Annotated in this window: 16 protein-coding genes; 10 read left to right on the forward strand and 6 right to left on the reverse strand. The window is 62.2% G+C overall.

Annotated features, from left to right (window positions below; genetic code table 11):
- Nucleotides 1–22: 22 nt before the first annotated feature.
- Nucleotides 23–940 (forward strand): lipid A-modifier LpxR family protein, encoded by a 918-nt coding sequence (locus ACVBAU_RS03985; RefSeq protein WP_448328010.1) that lies wholly within the window; start codon nt 23–25, stop codon nt 938–940.
- Nucleotides 941–1,046: 106 nt separating this feature from the next.
- Complete coding sequence (locus tag ACVBAU_RS03990; protein WP_448328012.1) at nt 1,047–2,120, forward strand: Hint domain-containing protein; 1,074 nt, start codon at nt 1,047–1,049, stop codon at nt 2,118–2,120.
- A 30-nt stretch (nt 2,121–2,150) separates the two neighbouring features.
- Here the strand turns inward: ACVBAU_RS03990 and ACVBAU_RS03995 are convergent, their stop codons facing one another.
- Entirely contained in the window at nt 2,151–2,720 is a 570-nt protein-coding gene (locus ACVBAU_RS03995) for a TlpA disulfide reductase family protein (protein ID WP_448328013.1), read from the reverse strand.
- A gap of 22 nt (nt 2,721–2,742) precedes the next feature.
- On the opposite strand from ACVBAU_RS03995, the gene argH reads away from it, so the two are divergent.
- The 5 genes from argH to ACVBAU_RS04020 all read left to right on the forward strand — a co-directional run bounded on the left by argH (nt 2,743) and on the right by ACVBAU_RS04020 (nt 8,546).
- Nucleotides 2,743–4,134 carry an argininosuccinate lyase gene (gene argH / locus ACVBAU_RS04000; protein WP_448328015.1) on the forward strand — a complete coding sequence of 464 codons (1,392 nt, stop codon included), beginning with the start codon at nt 2,743–2,745 and terminating at the stop codon, nt 4,132–4,134.
- Nucleotides 4,131–4,310, forward strand: coding sequence for a hypothetical protein (locus ACVBAU_RS04005; RefSeq protein WP_448328017.1), 180 nt, complete (start codon nt 4,131–4,133; stop codon nt 4,308–4,310). The genes argH and ACVBAU_RS04005 overlap by 4 nt, the downstream gene beginning before the upstream one ends.
- Entirely contained in the window at nt 4,307–4,510 is a 204-nt protein-coding gene (locus ACVBAU_RS04010) for a hypothetical protein (protein WP_448328019.1), read from the forward strand. The genes ACVBAU_RS04005 and ACVBAU_RS04010 overlap by 4 nt, the downstream gene beginning before the upstream one ends.
- Nucleotides 4,511–4,658: 148 nt before the next feature.
- Nucleotides 4,659–5,924 carry a diaminopimelate decarboxylase gene (gene lysA / locus ACVBAU_RS04015; protein ID WP_335744804.1) on the forward strand — a complete coding sequence of 422 codons (1,266 nt, stop codon included), beginning with the start codon at nt 4,659–4,661 and terminating at the stop codon, nt 5,922–5,924.
- 39 nt (nt 5,925–5,963) lie between these two features.
- Nucleotides 5,964–8,546, forward strand: a complete 2,583-nt coding sequence (locus ACVBAU_RS04020) for a TIGR02302 family protein (RefSeq protein WP_448328021.1) — start codon at nt 5,964–5,966, stop codon at nt 8,544–8,546.
- Between the two features lie 46 nt (nt 8,547–8,592).
- Here ACVBAU_RS04020 and ACVBAU_RS04025 read toward each other — a convergent pair whose 3' ends face one another.
- Nucleotides 8,593–9,453, reverse strand: coding sequence for a zinc-ribbon domain-containing protein (locus ACVBAU_RS04025; RefSeq protein WP_448328023.1), 861 nt, complete (start codon nt 9,451–9,453; stop codon nt 8,593–8,595).
- A gap of 165 nt (nt 9,454–9,618) precedes the next feature.
- Here ACVBAU_RS04025 and ACVBAU_RS04030 point away from each other — a divergent pair, with 165 nt between their 5' ends.
- From ACVBAU_RS04030 to ACVBAU_RS04040, 3 genes are read left to right on the forward strand one after another with little or no spacing between them, the layout of a single operon-like run.
- On the forward strand, nt 9,619–10,296 hold the full coding sequence (locus tag ACVBAU_RS04030) for a cell division ATP-binding protein FtsE (RefSeq protein ID WP_138925190.1): 678 nt from the start codon (nt 9,619–9,621) through the stop codon (nt 10,294–10,296).
- Complete coding sequence (locus ACVBAU_RS04035; protein ID WP_138924318.1) at nt 10,293–11,198, forward strand: cell division protein FtsX; 906 nt, start codon at nt 10,293–10,295, stop codon at nt 11,196–11,198. Before ACVBAU_RS04030 ends, ACVBAU_RS04035 begins: the two co-directional genes overlap by 4 nt.
- A complete protein-coding gene (locus ACVBAU_RS04040; protein ID WP_138925189.1) occupies nt 11,198–11,929 on the forward strand; it encodes a lysophospholipid acyltransferase family protein in 732 nt (243 codons plus the stop codon). Before ACVBAU_RS04035 ends, ACVBAU_RS04040 begins: the two co-directional genes overlap by 1 nt.
- Nucleotides 11,930–12,028: 99 nt before the next feature.
- On the opposite strand, the gene lpdA is transcribed toward ACVBAU_RS04040, so the two are convergent.
- The 4 genes from lpdA to odhB all read right to left on the reverse strand — a co-directional run bounded on the left by lpdA (nt 12,029) and on the right by odhB (nt 15,920).
- A complete protein-coding gene (gene lpdA / locus ACVBAU_RS04045; RefSeq protein ID WP_138924317.1) occupies nt 12,029–13,417 on the reverse strand; it encodes a dihydrolipoyl dehydrogenase in 1,389 nt (462 codons plus the stop codon).
- Nucleotides 13,418–13,565: 148 nt separating this feature from the next.
- The gene (locus tag ACVBAU_RS04050) at nt 13,566–13,961 is read right to left on the reverse strand and encodes an MAPEG family protein (protein WP_138924316.1); all 396 of its coding nucleotides are present in this window, start codon (nt 13,959–13,961) and stop codon (nt 13,566–13,568) included.
- Nucleotides 13,962–13,973: 12 nt separating this feature from the next.
- Nucleotides 13,974–14,360 (reverse strand): MAPEG family protein, encoded by a 387-nt coding sequence (locus ACVBAU_RS04055; RefSeq protein ID WP_138924315.1) that lies wholly within the window; start codon nt 14,358–14,360, stop codon nt 13,974–13,976.
- 30 nt (nt 14,361–14,390) lie between these two features.
- The gene (gene odhB, locus ACVBAU_RS04060) at nt 14,391–15,920 is read right to left on the reverse strand and encodes a 2-oxoglutarate dehydrogenase complex dihydrolipoyllysine-residue succinyltransferase (RefSeq protein ID WP_138924314.1); all 1,530 of its coding nucleotides are present in this window, start codon (nt 15,918–15,920) and stop codon (nt 14,391–14,393) included.
- Between the last annotated feature and the right edge of the window lie 2 nt (nt 15,921–15,922).

Raw genomic sequence — 15,922 nt, forward strand, 5'->3', positions numbered from 1 at the left:
AGCCTTTGCGATAGGATAGACGATGCTGCGATTTCTTATGCCGGTATTGGCCGCGCTTTTGCTTCTTCCCATGGATGCACAGGCGACAGAACGGATGCGCCTTGGCTATGGCCGTCTGATCACCAATGACGCCATCGCAGAGTTCCGCGATCGCGAGCGGACCGGTTCCTACGTGTCCTCGCGTGTCTGGGGGCCAGAATGGACAGGTCGCTTGCCAGACCGCTTTGGGCAGTTGATCGAGCTGCGTTTGGGGGTAGAGCTGCTGGCCCCCGCGAGCCTGCGTCGCCCGCGACCTGGATCGCGCCCTTGGGCCGGTGCGTTGTCTGCCGGGGTGCACACGCATTTCGAACGTGACAGCGTCGAATATTCGGTCGGGGCCGCGATCTATGCCACAGGTCCGCAGACCCATCTGGATGACCTGCAACGGGGGCTTCACGATCTAATCGACGCGACCTCGCCCTCGGATTGGGTGCTGGATAACCAGATCGAAGACGGCTTTCACCCCACGGTTCTGGTCGAGGCGGCTCGCAGCTTTCCGATTGGCGCGCGGACAACGTTGCGCCCCTTTGTCGAAGGGCAAGCGGGGATAGAGACATTCATGCGCGTGGGCTTTGATCTGACCTTTGGCGACATCACGCGGGGCGAGCTTTTGGTGCGCGACAGCACCACCGGCCACCGTTACCGCGTGGTGCAGAACACTGACGCGACGGGGTTCGGCTTTGTTATCGGGGCGGATATGGCGCGTGTCAGCGACAGTGTGTTCCTGCCGTCGGACCGTGGCTATGACCTGACATCGCGCCGGGATCGTGTGCGTGCGGGGGTGCATTGGCAGGGCGAGCGTGCGTCGGCCTTTTATGGTCTGACGTGGCTGGGCAAGGAATACGAGACGCAGCCCGACAACCAGCTGGTGGGCTCGGTGCGCCTCAAACTGGTATTCTGACCCTCAAAGCGCGGCCTGCGCGTTGATTCGTTCTTTCCAGCTGGCGATGGCTTTGATACCGTTGCGTCAATAATAATGCGAAATAATACGACGAGGCATCAGAGCAGTGGTCAAAACGGGCTTTCGAGGCACGTTTGTCATAAGCTGGTCGCAGACAGAAATAGACGGGCTGGACGCCGCACCGGTGCAATCCCTGAAAGTGGGGGCAGCCTGGGCGTGGCGAGGCGATTCACTTCGCGTTGACGGGCCGAATGACGTGTTGCGGCTGGATCAGGCAGACGAAGCAGGTGACCTGCGCAGACGGGCTGCGCGGATGGTGCATCGTTTGGTGGGGACTGCGTTGGACGGCACCGTGCCACCACACCGGACCTTTGCCAGCGACCGTGACACCCCGTTGATGGACAACAGTTTTACCGTGACCGACGGGGCGCAAAGCTATCTGGTGACGGTGATCGAAGTCGGGCAGGGCAGCCAGCCGCTGCTGATGTTCCTCGACGCACTGCCGCCGCGTAACACTGATTTGTGGGTGGTTTCGCATACGCTGAATACAGCCGCTGCAGATCGCGCGGCGCAGTATAGCAGCGGGGTGATCTGTTTTACCCCCGGTACGATGATCCGCACCGCCGACGGTGCCCGCCTCATCGAGCATCTGCGCGAAGACGATTTGATCCAGACCAAGGACAACGGCCTGCAACCCGTGCGCTGGATTGGCAGCCGCCGGATGAGCGGCGCACGTTTGTTCGCCATGCCTCAGCTGCGGCCTGTCCGCTTTCGCGCCAATGCTTTGGGGGCTGCGCGGCCTGACGCGGATTTGCTGGTGTCGCCCAGCCACCGGATGCTGGTGAAAGGCCCCGTCGCACACGCGCTGTTTAACACCGACGAGGTCTTGGTCACCGCACGTGATCTGGTGAACGGGCGCAGTGTCACCATCGATGCCCACGCGCGCGAGGTGACCTATATCCACCTGCTGCTTGATTTCCACGAGGTGCTTTGGGCCAACGGCGTCGAGACCGAGAGCTTTCACCCGGCCTCTGCCGCGCTGGAAGCATTAGACGCCGCAGACCGTGCGCGTCTGCTGGACCAGTTCCCCCAGATCGGGTCCGATCCGCATACCTATGGCGGCTATGCGCGGCGCAATCTTTCGATGTCCGAAGCGGCGATCCTGGCGCACGCCGCCTGACGTCGCCGGACCGCCTGCTTTGCAGTGGGGTTAGCTGTCTGTCTTGCCCGAGATCAACGCCTGAACGATGGCTTTTGCACTGTCGCTGGACCAATCCGCATCGCCGCGCAGGCGGGCAATCTCGCGGCCTTCAGGGTCCATCACCACGGTGATCGGTAGCCCGAAGATGCCCATCTGGCTGGCCAACGCCTGTTTGGGGTCTTGGTGACGGGGCAGGCTGTCGACACCCGCGTCCTCAAAGAACCGTTTGATCCCGTCAGGCGTATTGCGGCCTGTCGCAATTGTCAGCACCTCGAAATCATCCCCGCCGAATTCCTTTTGCAACGCGTTCAGCTGGGGCATTTCCTTGCGGCACGGCGCGCACCATGTGGCCCAGAAGTTGACCAGCACATATTTGCCCTGCCATGCCTCAAGCGTGGTTTCGCCGCCGTCATCCTCAAGCTGGAATGCGACAGACGACGTGGCGACGGGGGAACCGTGGACGACCAGTTTCTTCATATCACCGTCGCGAAGGGTCTTGATGTCGGCGCTTTGGGCAAAGCTGGGGTTTGCACCAAGGGCAAGGGCCGTATAAACGAGCGCGAGCATAATCTTTTTCATTTTCCCTCCGAGGGGTTGCCTGATGACCGAAACGACTTCGAACAAAATGTGGGGTGGCCGTTTTGCCGCCGGACCAGACGCGATCATGGAGGCGATCAACGCCTCGATCTCGTTTGACCAGCGTATGGCCGCCCAGGACATTGCCGGGTCGCGCGCCCATGCCGCCATGTTGGCTGCACAAGACATCATTAGTGATAACGATGCCGACGCCATTCGAAAAGGCCTGCTCACGGTGTTGTCAGAGATCGAGGGCGGTACCTTCGCTTATTCGGCCGCGCTGGAAGATATTCACATGAACGTCGAGGCGCGCTTGAAAGAAGTTATCGGCGAACCGGCAGGGCGTCTGCACACGGGCCGGTCGCGCAACGATCAGGTGGCGACAGATTTCAAGCTGTGGACCCGCGACCAGTTCGACGCCGCCGAAAGCGGATTGTTGGCGTTGATCAAGGCGTTGCTGGATCAGGCAGAGGCCGGGGCCGATTGGGTAATGCCCGGTTTCACCCATTTGCAAACCGCGCAGCCGGTCACTTGGGGCCATCACATGATGGCTTATGTCGAGATGTTTGGCCGCGACCTGAGCCGTATGCGGGACGCACGGACACGGATGAATGAATCGCCTCTGGGCGCTGCGGCACTGGCTGGCACATCCTTTCCAATCGACCGCGACATGACGGCGCAGGCGCTTGGCTTTGACCGCCCGTCGGCCAACTCGCTCGATGCGGTCAGCGACCGTGACTTTGCGTTGGATTTCCTAGGCGCGGCGTCGATCTGCGCCATGCACCTGAGCCGTTTCGCCGAAGAACTGGTGATCTGGTCGTCGGCGCAATTCCGTTTCGTGACCCTGTCGGACCGTTTCTCGACCGGGTCCAGCATCATGCCGCAGAAGAAAAACCCCGACGCGGCAGAGCTGATCCGCGCCAAGATCGGTCGCATCATGGGGGCCAATGTGGCGCTGATGATGGTGATGAAGGGGCTGCCGCTGGCCTATTCCAAGGACATGCAGGAAGACAAAGAACAGGTCTTTGACGCCGCCGACAACCTGATGCTGGCACTGGCCGCGATGGAAGGCATGGTCAAGGATATGTCCGCCAACCGCGAAAGCCTTGCGGCAGCGGCGGGGTCGGGCTTTTCCACCGCGACGGATCTGGCCGACTGGCTGGTCCGCGTGCTGGGGCTGCCGTTCCGCGATGCGCACCACATCACCGGATCGTTGGTAGCACTGGCCGAACAGAACGGCTGCGACCTGCCGGACCTGACGCTGGAGCAGATGCAATCCGCTCATGGCGACATCACGTCGGACGTCTTTGACGTTTTGGGCGTGGAAAATTCTGTCAATTCGCGTATGTCTTATGGCGGGACCGCACCTGCCCAAGTGCGCGCGCAGGTGGCCCGTTGGAAAGGGATCATCGGATGAAACCCGTCGCCGTTATTGCCTTGTTGCTGACCCTCGCCGCCTGTGGTGTGGACGGGGAACCCGTGCCGCCGCAGGTCAATAGCACGGTGACGCTGTCGTCGTCAGGCATGTCGGTCGGGACAGGAGTCACCCTTGGCCGCGGCCCGTTCCGGCTGGGTCTGGGGGCGGCGCTATGATCCGCGCGGCGGCTCTGGCTGTGATCGCGGTGGCGGTGCTGGCGGGCTGTGACGGCCCGCAAGCCCATGCGCCACCTGCCTATGACAGCCGCGCCTACCCCCCCGCGACGGACACCAGCACCCGCAAGAACCGCAGTAACTACCAACCCGGGGTGCATGTCTCGGGGCATGTGGATGTCGGTGTTTCCAAGACGTTCTGACCTTTGGGGCGACTGGCGTTGATTGCCATTCCCGCGCCCTTTGGTATTGGGGTAGGCAATGGTCTGCCGCTGTCTCTTTTCCTGCGGTCCGCCGCCTTTAAAATATCGCCGGCAGCTTTCGGCGGGAAAAGCTTAGGAGCCCGAAAACATGGATCATTTCCTGTACCGTGATGGCGCGCTGTTCGCCGAAGATGTCGCCGTATCCGAAATCGCAGCCGCGGTCGGCACGCCTTTTTACGTCTATTCAACCGCCACGCTTTTGCGCCACTTCAAGGCGTTTGATGATGCGCTCGACGGGATGGACCATTTGGTTTGCTACGCGATGAAGGCGAATTCAAACCAGGCGGTTCTGAAAACGCTGGCACAGGCCGGTGCGGGCATGGATGTGGTGTCGGCGGGCGAATATCTGCGTGCCAAGGCGGCAGGCGTACCGGGTGACAAGATCGTTTTTTCAGGCGTAGGCAAAACAGTGTCGGAAATCCGGCTCGCCCTCGAAGGCGGCATCCGGCAGTTCAACGTCGAATCCGAACCCGAGATGGCGGTGCTGGACGCCGTCGCACGCTCTATGAACAAGGTCGCGCCGATCACGATCCGTGTGAACCCCGATGTCGACGCCAAAACGCACGCCAAGATTGCCACCGGCAAGTCCGAGAACAAGTTCGGCATCCCCATCGCCCGTGCGCGCGAAGTCTACCGCATGGCCGCCGCGATGCCGGGGCTGGAGGTCGTGGGCATCGACGTGCACATCGGCAGCCAGTTGACCGATCTGACGCCATTCGAACTCGCGTACCAGAAGGTTGCCGAGCTGACAGAACAGCTGCGTGCCGACGGGCATACCATCCGCCGTCTGGATTTGGGCGGGGGTCTGGGTATCCCGTATGAGCGCAGCAACGCGGCCCCGCCACTGCCCACAGACTATGGTGCGATGGTGCAAAAGACGCTTGGCCATCTGGGCTGCGAAATCGAGATCGAACCGGGCCGCCTGATCGCGGGCAACGCGGGCCTGATGGTGAGCGAGGTGATCTATGTCAAATCTGGCGAGGGCCGCGATTTCCTGATCATCGACGGCGCGATGAACGACCTGATCCGCCCCGCCATGTACGACGCCTACCACGACATCGTGCCCGTCGTCGAAGCCGAGGCGGGGGCAGAGCAGCAGCCCTATGACATCGTCGGACCAGTCTGCGAATCCGGTGATACCTTTGCCAAACAGCGTATGATGCCAAAGCTGGTTGCAGGCGATCTGGTGGCGTTTCGCAGCGCAGGTGCCTATGGCGCGGTGATGGCCAGCGAATATAATTCGCGCGCGCTGATCCCCGAGGTCTTGGTCCATGGCGATCAATTTGCGGTTATCCGCCGACGCCCGACCTTTGACGAAATGATAAATCGCGATACCATTCCTGAATGGCTGTGACCGCGCTTTGCGTGTCCGGCTTTTAAAGGCAGGGCCCGCATGACGCTTTTCACCGCCAAGGATCACGACACCACGCCCGAGCAGGGTCTCAAGGCGATCCGCTGGCCCTTGCGTCTGACGTGGGCCGGTATCTGGGCAGAGGTAGTGGTGCAGGCGTTCTGGCCGCTGATGGCATTGGTGCTGGCGGTGCTGGCTGTGCTGATGCTGGGGTTGCTCGATAGCGTTCCGATGTCCGTGGTGATGGGCGCTGTCGTCGTTGTGGGGCTCACGGGGGTGGGGGCGCTGGTTTATGCACTGCGCCACCTGCGGTTTCCCCGCCGGATAGAGGCGCTGACCCGCCTTGACGCCAGCCTGCCCGGACGTCCTATTCAAGCGCTGATGGATGTGCAGGCGATCGGTACGGGGGATGACGCCTCTGCCGCGGTGTGGCAGGCGCACCAGCGCCGCATGGCCGCCCGTGCAGCGACCGCGCAGGCGGTGCCTGCAGATTTGCGCGTCGCAGGGCGTGACCCTTTCGCATTGCGCTATGTGGCACTACTGGCCTTTGTGACCGCGGTGGTTTTCGGATCGGTGCTGCGCATCGGATCGGTGGCGGGATTGACCGCGGGCGGGGGGGCTTTGGCCTCGGGTCCGGTCTGGGAAGGCTGGGCCGAGCCGCCGCGCTATACCGGCAAGCCGACGCTGTATTTGTCAGACCTTGCCGAAGGGCCGCTGAACCTGCCTGCGGGCACGCTGATCACCCTGCGCATGTATGGCGAAGTCGGTGCGTTGTCTGTTTCCGAGACCGTTTCGGGCAAGTCCCAACCAAAGGGGGACGCCCCCGCAATCGTGCAGGATTTCAAGGTCACGCAAAGCGGGCAGATCGCCATCGAGGGGCCGAACGGGCGGGCGTGGAACGTGACAATGCTGCCCGATGCCAAGCCGCAGATTGAAATTACCGGACCGCCGGACGTGACCGCGCTTGGCGAGATGCAGCTGCCGTTCGTGGCGCGGGATGATTATGGCGTAGAGGCGGGCGAGGCGCGGATCGATCTGGATCTGACCGCCGTGGATCGGCGCTATGGGCTGACCATCGCCCCTGACCCGCGTGCAAAGCTGATCGTACCACTGTCGCTGCCCATTGCGGGGGATCGCCGCGATTTCGAAGAAAACCTGATCGACGATTTTTCGAAACACCCTTGGGCCAACCTGCCAGTCGAGGTTTCGCTCAGCGTGCTGGACGCATCAGAGCAGCAGGCGACCACTCCACCGACGCAAATGATCCTGCCGGGTCGGCGCTTTTTCGACCCGCTGGCGGCGGCGGTGATCGAACAGCGGCGCGATCTGCTGTGGTCCAAAGGCAATGCCGACAGTCTCGCGCAGGTGTTGCGGGCGGTGTCCTATCGCCCTGCGGATGTGTTCCGCTCTGACACGGCAGCGCTGCGTCTGCGGCGGCTGATTGAACGGATCGAAATTCGCGCCCGCTATGGATTGCCAGACGAGGTGCAGACCGAGATCGCGGATGACCTGTGGGATTTGGCGATTGAACTGGAAGAGGGCGTGCTGGCCGATGCGCTCGACCGGATGCGCCGGGCGCAAGAACGTCTGCAAGAGGCGATGAAGAACGGTGCCTCGGATGCCGAGATCGCAGAGCTGATGGAAGAGCTGCGCCGCGCCACTGACGACTACATGCGCCAGCTGCAACGCCAGCAGGCGCAAGAAGGGCAAGACGGCGAACAGCAGCAGGGCGAGACCATGCAGATGACGCAGGACGACCTGCAACGCATGATGGACCGCATCCAAGAGCTGATGGAAGAGGGCCGGATGGCGGAGGCTGAACAGGCGCTGCGCGAGCTGCAAGAGATGATGGAGAACATGCGCGTCACCCAAGGTCCGCCGGGTGAAGGTGGGCAATCTCCGGGTGAGCAGGCGATGGAGGGGCTCGCCGACAGTCTGCGCGAACAGCAAGAGCTGAGCGATCAGGCGTTTCGCGATTTGCAGGACCGTTTCAACCCCAACGCGGATGACGGCCAGCAGCAGGGGCAGGAACAGGGCCAACAGTCCGGCCCGCCGCAGGACGGGAACCAGCCGGGCCAACCGGGGCAGCAACCCGGTCAGAACAACGGCCAAGGCGAACCCGGACAGGGGCAAGGATCAATTGCGGACCGCCAGCAGGCACTGCGCGATGAACTGCGCCGCCAAGAGGGGCGTCTGCCCGGTGGCGGCACCCCCGAAGGCGACGCTGCCAGTGATGCACTGGACCGCGCCGGTCGTGCCATGGACGGTGCCGAAGAGGCGCTGCGCCGCGATGATCTGGCCGAAGCGATCGACAACCAGTCGCAGGCAATGGAAGCGCTGCGCGAGGGGATGCGCGCCTTGGGCGAGGCGATGGATCAAGACCAGCAGGCGTCCGAACCGGGGCAGGGCACAGCCCAAGGCAACCGCCGTGCCGAGAATCAGGATCCTCTGGGCCGTGAACAGGGTGCCAATGGCCCACAGGGGTCAGAGGGCGAACTTGCGCTTGATAATGACGCCTATGGCCGTGCACGCGAACTGCTGGACGAAATCCGCCGTCGCTCGGGCGAGGCGACACGGCCAGAGGTTGAACGCGATTACCTGCGCCGTCTGCTTGACCGGTTCTGATACGCTTGTTGCAGTCTAGGCGTCAGCGCAGGCTGCCCGCGCGGCCCTAGCTGCCTGACTGGGATGCCCGCGCATCGAGCCATTGCAGCGACACCTGCAATGCACCGTCAAGCCATTGCCGTCCGTTATCCACCTGCGCCACATAGCTGGCAAGATAGGGGCGCAACGCAGGAACAGCCTCTGAAATCTGCGGCGAAAAGACATAGAGCAGCACCAGCACCGACGCGAGTAGCACGATCAGCACGAAACCGCGGCTAAACCCGCTGCGCTTTTGCGGATCAGGCTGTGCGGCGTCGCCACCGGCATTGGGGATTGTGCGTCGCTCTGATCCGGTGCGCAGGGTCGAATTGATTTCTTCGATGTCGGGCAGCAATTCACGGCGCGATCCGACAGCCGCCGCCGCATTGGTTTCGGCCACGCTGGGTTGCGCCTCGCCGCGCAGACGCGACATGCGGACCTTGGCCTGCTGCGCACGGTCGCTCTCGCTTGGGTGATCCGCCTCTTGCAGACCCAGCTCGGGCTGGCTTTCCAGCGGCTCTGCCTGACGGCGACGGCGGGCTTCCTGTTCGGCTTCGGCCTCTTGGCGCAAAATATCAGCAACCGAGGGGTCAAGCTGTTTGCGGGGCGGCGCGGCAGGAGGCACAGGGGCTGGCTGTGCCGGTTCCGGCTCTGCGGGCGTGTCAGCGGGGGCTGGGTTTACCTTGGGGGTATCCTCATCGGGCTGCGACACGGCAGCGGTGACAGTGCTAAGCCGGCCGCCATCCTCTTCGTCAAGGGGCATGAAATCGGGGTGATGCTGGAACCAGGTCTGGCCGCAGTTGGAGCATTGCACATCACGCCCGGACAAGGGCATCACCTCGTCCGGCACTTCGTACTGCGCATCGCAATTGGGACAGATCAGTCTCATGTTGCGCACCGAGCCATTGGAAACCTCTTTGTTTTCACGTCAGATCAACCTTATGTCCTAGAAAACCGTAGGAAAAGTGCAATCTTCATGCAATGCCTGCGCCGGGGTGCATTGAAACCCAAGCGGTGCTGGGGCACAACAGTTCAAACCAAGCGGGATATGCGTGTGATCGAGTTTGAAAACGTGGCCTACAGCTATGGCGGGGGCGAGCTTTTGTCCGATATCTCGGTCAAGCTGGCACCGGGATCGTTCCATTTTCTGACGGGTCCGTCCGGCTCTGGCAAAACCACCTTGATGAAGTTGTGCTATGGTGCGCTGCTGCCGACGGCAGGGCATGTGTCGCTGTTTGACAAGGACGTCCGCACAATGGAACGCGACGACATTGCGATGATCCGGCGGCGTGTGGGCGTGGTGCATCAGGACTGTCAGTTCCTGAACCATCTGCCGGTGGCCGAAAACATCGGGCTGCCGCTGACCGTTTCGGGCCGCCATGCGGAAACCGGCGGTGAAGATCTGCAAGAGCTGCTGTCCTGGGTCGGGCTCAGCAGCCGTGCCGATGCGCTGCCACCAGAACTGTCGGGCGGTGAACGCCAACGGGCCGCATTGGCCCGTGCGGTGATCATGTCGCCCGATGTGGTGCTTGCGGATGAACCCACTGGCAACGTCGACTGGGAGATGTCGCAGCGGTTGTTGCGCCTGCTGGTCGAGCTGAACCGCATGGGCAAGACGGTGCTGATCGCGACCCATGATCTGGGACTTATCCGCGCCACCAAGGCACAGGTGCAGGCGCGGGTGCTGCGCATCGCGAACCGCCGCATCCAGCTGGCGGGGGCGGATCTATGAAGATATTGCGCATTGCGCTGACGTCACTGTGGAACGGCGACCGTCAAGCGGACCGTGTGGTGCCACCGTCAGGATTTACCGCGCAGCTGACCTTGTTTGCTGCCGCAACAATGGCTTTTCTGGCGGTATTTGCGCTGGCGCTGTCGCTCGCGTCGGGGCGGTTGGCGCATATCTGGGGGCAAGAGCTGGCGCGTACCGCAACGATCCGCGTCGTAGCGCCCATTGACCAGCGCAGTGCCCAGACCGACGCCGCGCTGCGCATCCTCGAGACCACCAAAGGCGTCGCCACGGCGCGTGCATTGACCGATGAAGAACAGCAATCACTGCTGGCCCCTTGGTTCGGACCAGAGCTGGCGATTGACGCCCTGCCGGTACCGCGCCTGATCGAGATTATCGAAGAAGACGACGGCATGGACGCCGACGGTCTGCGCTTGCGCCTTGCGGCAGAGGTGCCCGGGGCGGTGCTGGACAACCACAGCCGCTGGCGCGCACCGCTGGTCAAAGCGGCATCGCGGCTGAAGCTTCTGGGCTGGGTGTCCATGACGCTGATCATCGCGACCCTTGCCGCGATGGTGACACTTGCCGCCAATGCAGCGCTGTCGGCCAACGCTCAGGTCATCGCCGTGCTGCGTCTGGTGGGCGCGACCGACAGCTATATCGCACAGGCTTTCATCCGGCGCTTCACTCTGCGTGCGCTATCGGGGGCTGCGGCGGGTACGGGGCTGGGGCTGCTTGCCATTCTGCTGCTGCCAAGCACCGCGGACGCAGGGGGCTTTCTGACCGGCTTGGGCTTTCAGGGCTGGCACTGGATTGTGCCGTTGGTGATCCCGTTTCTCTCTGGTGGGGTGGCGTTTGCCGCGACAGGGGCCGCGGCGCGCCGTACACTGAAGGACCTTGCATGATGTTGCAGTGGGTACGATCGATCACCTTCATCGTGCTGGCCACCGTCTATATGCCCATGATCGGGTTGTTTTACGCACCTTGGGCCATGTTCTCGCGGCGGGGGGCCTATGCCGCGTGCAAGGCCTATGCGGCAGGGACCATGTGGATGGCCAAGGTCATCGTGGGGCTGGGGTGCGAGGTCCGCGGCGACGTGCCGGACGGGGCTGTGCTGGTTGCCGCTAAACACCAGTCATTTCTTGATATCCTGATGATCTTCCATGCCCTGCCGCGCGCGAAATTCATCATGAAGCGTGAAATTTTGTTCACGCCGGTGATTGGGCAATACGCTAAACGCATGCAGATGATCGCGGTAAATCGGGGCAAACGCGGTGCGGCGATTTCCAAGATGCTGGCCGATGTTAAAGCGGGCGAAGCGGAACCGGGCCAGCTCGTTATCTATTCGCAGGGCACACGCGTCGCCCCCGGCCTGTCCGTGCCCTATAAGGCGGGCACTGCCGCGCTGTACGAGCAGATGAACCAGCCCTGCATCCCCGTTGCTACCAACGCCGGATACTTCTGGCCAAGGCGCGGGCTGTACCGGCGACCGGGTATTGCGGTGGTCGAATTCCTGACCCCGATTGCGCCGGGGCTGGAGCGGGGCACGTTCATGGAAATTCTCGAAAAAACGGTCGAGACACGGTCAGACGCGCTGCTGTCAGAGGCGGGCTTCAAGGCATTTCAACCGACATAGGCGCTGCCAACACGGATCGACGCGCAATACAATTAGAACACAATAAAAAAGGGTGGGCCTATCGGTCCACCCTTTGTCGTTTCACTGCAGGCGGCTGCCTTACATGTGGATTGCACCGTCCCCGCAGGCCAGTGCGGCTTCGCGGACCGCTTCGGAATAGGTCGGGTGCGCGTGGCAGGTCATGGCCAGATCTTCGGCAGAGGCACCGAATTCCATCGCGACGCAGACCTCGTGGATCAGATCGCCGGCACCGGGGCCGATGATATGTGCGCCAAGGATACGGTCGGTTTCCTTGTCGGCGATTAGCTTGACGAAGCCTTCGCCCGCGAAGACGGCCTTGGCTCGGGCGTTGCCCATAAAGCTGAACTTGCCGACCTTATAGGCGCGGCCTTCTTCTTTCAGTTGCTCTTCGGTGGCACCGACATTGGCCACTTCGGGGTGGGTGTAAATCACGCCGGGGATCACGCCATAGTTCACGTGACCATGCTTGCCCGCCACGACCTCTGCGGCGGCCATGCCTTCGTCTTCGGCTTTGTGGGCCAGCATCGGGCCTTCGATCACATCGCCGATGGCGTAGATGCCTTTGACAGAGGTTTCCCACGTGTCGTTCACCGCGATCTGGCCGCGTTTGGTAAGCGCGACGCCCAGACTTTCAAGGCCCAGCCCGTCGTGGAACGGCTTGCGGCCTGTCGACACCAGAACAACGTCGGCGTCCAGCGTGTGTTCGCTGTCATCCTTGCGCAGTTTGTAGGTCACTTTGGCTTTGGTTTTGCTCGCTTCTGTGCCCTGCACCGCGGCCCCCATGACAAAGTTGACACCTTGCTTTTTGAGAATGCGCATGAAGTTCTTTTGCACTTCGCCGTCCATGCCGGGGGTGATCGCGTCCAGATATTCAACGACGGTCACTTCGGTCCCGAGGCGCGCGTAGACGGACCCAAGCTCGAGCCCGATCACGCCTGCGCCGATCACGACGAGTTTCTTGGGGACCTTGTTCAGCGACAGCGCACCGGTGGAGGTCACGACGACAGTCTCGTCGACCTCGACGCCGGGGAGGGAGGCAGGCTCGGAGCCCGTGGCGATGATGATGTTCTTGGCCTCGTGGACCTCGTCACCGACTTTGACCTTGCCGGCCTCGGGGATGGTGGCCCAGCCTTTGATCCAGTCGATCTTGTTCTTCTTGAACAGGAACTCGATCCCCTTGGTGTTGGTGTCGATCGTGTTCTGCTTGTAGGTCTGCATCTGCGCCCAGTCGACCGACGGGCTTTTGCCCTTGAGGCCCATGTCGGCAAAGTTGTGTTCGGCTTCGTGCAGCATATGGGTGGCATGCAGCAGCGCTTTGGACGGGATACAGCCGACGTTCAGGCACGTGCCGCCCAACGTCTCGCGGCCTTCGACGCAGGCGGTTTTAAGGCCCAGTTGGGCACAGCGGATCGCGGATACATAGCCGCCGGGGCCGGAGCCGATGATGATGACATCGTAGCTGGACATGGAAGGTCTCCTTGGTGGTCGGAAAGTGGGTAATCGGGAAGGTGTGGGCGGTCAGGGCATAGGCGGGCGGGGCGTGATGTGGCCAAGGCTAGGGGGCGCTGCCCCCGTGCGCAAGCGCACGCCCCCGGGATCTATGCCAATTGGAAGATCAAAAGAGCGCGGCCAGCAGCATCAGCACTGTCGCGCCAAGGCCAACTGCCCAGATCAGCGAGCGTCCGGGGCGCAGGCCAAATGCATAGGCCGGCACGTAAGCGACGCGGGCCGCGAGGAAGACCCACGCGAGGATCGCGGTGTAGGTCGTGTTCTGGCCAGACAGGTGGAGCACAACCACAGCAACGGCGAACAGAGCAAGTGCTTCGAACATGTTATCAAAGGCGCGGCCCAGACGGGCGGTGCTGTCGGACAGCGACTTTGACGGTTCACGGTCGCGCGCGGACATGGTGTAGCCGGGTCCAAGCTGCCGGTTGGCGGGGATCGCATAGGCAACGAACGTCGCGACCTGAAGCAGCGCCGCAAGGGTGAGAACGGTAAGTTCGGGTGTCATGGGCGCGTTCCGCTATAGAGCGAGGAAGTAGAGAATGGCGGTGGCCGCAAAGCCTGCCAGCCAAGCGAGGGTACGAATTGCCGGCACGCCGAGGGCATAGACCGGCAGGTAGATGATCCGCGCAAGCAAGAAGACCTGCGCCGCCAGCAATGACGTTGCATTGGTCCGGTCCAGCAGTTCAAGCAGCAGGATCGCAGGCGCGAAAAGGGCGAGCGCCACGACGGAGTTGTCTAGCGCACGTTTCACCCGGGCCGTCATACCTGTCATCGAGCGGCCTTCGTCGCGCGACGAGATCAGATAGCCCAAGCTGAGTTGTTGGACACCGCCCAGAACCTGAAGCAAGATTGTCAGCATAACGAGCAGGCCGTAAGCGGCGAGGATCGTGGTCTCTGTCATCATATGTCCTTTCTGGGCGGTGGAATGCGTGGATTACAGGTCCATCAGCAGGCGACGTGGGTCTTCGAGCGCTTCTTTGACGCGCACAAGGAAGGTTACAGCACCTTTGCCGTCAACGATACGGTGGTCATAGCTCAGCGCCAGATACATCATCGGACGGATCACAACCTGACCATTGATCGCCATGGGGCGGTCCTGGATCTTGTGCATCCCCAAGATACCCGACTGCGGCGGGTTCAGGATTGGCGACGACATCAGCGAGCCGTAGACACCGCCGTTGGAGATGGTGAAAGTGCCGCCCTGCATGTCGGCCATCGACAGTTTGCCGTCGCGGGCCTTGGCCCCGAGTTCACCGATTTCCTTTTCGATGGCGGCAAAGGACATCGCTTGCGCGTCCTTGACCACAGGCACGACCAGACCGGTTGGTGTTCCAGCCGCGATGCCCATATTGACGTAGTTTTTGTAAACCACATCGGTGCCATCGATTTCGGCGTTCACTTCGGGGACTTCGTTCAGGGCGTGGATACAGGCCTTGGTGAAGAAGGACATGAAGCCCAGTTTCACGCCGTGCTTTTTCAAGAACAGGTCTTTGTATTCGTTCCGCAGGGCCATGATCTCTGTCATGTCGACCTCGTTATAGGTCGTCAGCATCGCGGCGGTGTTCTGGCTTTCTTTCAGACGCTTCGCGATGGTCTGGCGCAGACGGGTCATCTTGACGCGCTCCTCGCGGGAGGCGTCTTGGGGGGCGGAAGGCGCGCGTGGCGCGGCGGCTGCGGGTTTTGCGGCGTTGGTCCCCGCGGCGACGGCCTTGGCCACGTCTTCCTTCATCACACGTCCGTCACGGCCGGTGCCGGTGACCTGATCACGGCTGATGCCTGCTTCGGCCATGGCTTTCTTGGCGGATGGCGCGTCTTCGACGTCGCCCGAGGGGGCGTTGCCTGGCGCAGACACCTGACCGCCGGCTTTGGGCTCGGAGGTTTTGTCAGCAGGGGCGCTGGCGCTGCCGCCTTCGCCCTGGCTGATCACCGCAAGCTTGCCGTTTGCCTCGACGGTGCTGCCTTCTTCGGCGATGATCTGGGTCAAGGTGCCAGAGGCCGGCGCAGGGACTTCGACGCTGACTTTGTCGGTTTCCAGCTCGCACAGCATTTCGTCTGCTTCGACGTGATCGCCGACATTTTTGAACCAAGTGCTGACTGTCGCCTCAGAGACGGATTCGCCAAGTGTGGGGACCATGACATCGACATCATCCGCGGCATCGCGGGGTTTGACGTCTTCGGCACCGGCATCGACGGATTTCGGCGCGTCATTCTTGACCGGTGCGGCGTCCCCTTCGGAGATATTGGCCAGCAGCGCATCAACGCCGACGGTTTCGCCTTCGGCAGCAACGATATCGGCCAGAGTGCCCGCCACGGGAGAGGGCACTTCGACGGTGACCTTATCCGTCTCAAGCTCGCAGAGCATTTCGTCAACTGCGACGCTATCGCCCGGCTTTTTGAACCATGTCGCCACGGTCGCTTCGGTCACGGATTCACCCAGAGTAGGGACGCGTACTTCGCTTGTCATGG

The sequence above is a fragment of the Sulfitobacter sp. M13 genome (assembly GCF_053474885.1).

Excerpts from the sequence above, each read along its gene's own strand:
- ACVBAU_RS04005 (WP_448328017.1), top strand. The coding sequence starts at position 4,131 with ATGAAACCCGTCGCCGTTATTGCCTTGTTGCTGACCCTCGCCGCCTGT.
- ACVBAU_RS04050 (WP_138924316.1), bottom strand. The coding sequence starts at position 13,961 with ATGACACCCGAACTTACCGTTCTCACCCTTGCGGCGCTGCTTCAGGTC.
- ACVBAU_RS04025 (WP_448328023.1), bottom strand. The coding sequence starts at position 9,453 with ATGAGACTGATCTGTCCCAATTGCGATGCGCAGTACGAAGTGCCGGAC.
- ACVBAU_RS04035 (WP_138924318.1), top strand. The coding sequence starts at position 10,293 with ATGAAGATATTGCGCATTGCGCTGACGTCACTGTGGAACGGCGACCGT.
- lpdA (WP_138924317.1), bottom strand. The coding sequence starts at position 13,417 with ATGTCCAGCTACGATGTCATCATCATCGGCTCCGGCCCCGGCGGCTAT.
- ACVBAU_RS03995 (WP_448328013.1), bottom strand. The coding sequence starts at position 2,720 with ATGAAAAAGATTATGCTCGCGCTCGTTTATACGGCCCTTGCCCTTGGT.
- odhB (WP_138924314.1), bottom strand. The coding sequence starts at position 15,920 with ATGACAAGCGAAGTACGCGTCCCTACTCTGGGTGAATCCGTGACCGAA.
- ACVBAU_RS03985 (WP_448328010.1), top strand. The coding sequence starts at position 23 with ATGCTGCGATTTCTTATGCCGGTATTGGCCGCGCTTTTGCTTCTTCCC.
- ACVBAU_RS04010 (WP_448328019.1), top strand. The coding sequence starts at position 4,307 with ATGATCCGCGCGGCGGCTCTGGCTGTGATCGCGGTGGCGGTGCTGGCG.
- ACVBAU_RS04055 (WP_138924315.1), bottom strand. The coding sequence starts at position 14,360 with ATGATGACAGAGACCACGATCCTCGCCGCTTACGGCCTGCTCGTTATG.
- argH (WP_448328015.1), top strand. The coding sequence starts at position 2,743 with ATGACCGAAACGACTTCGAACAAAATGTGGGGTGGCCGTTTTGCCGCC.
- ACVBAU_RS04040 (WP_138925189.1), top strand. The coding sequence starts at position 11,198 with ATGTTGCAGTGGGTACGATCGATCACCTTCATCGTGCTGGCCACCGTC.
- lysA (WP_335744804.1), top strand. The coding sequence starts at position 4,659 with ATGGATCATTTCCTGTACCGTGATGGCGCGCTGTTCGCCGAAGATGTC.
- ACVBAU_RS04020 (WP_448328021.1), top strand. The coding sequence starts at position 5,964 with ATGACGCTTTTCACCGCCAAGGATCACGACACCACGCCCGAGCAGGGT.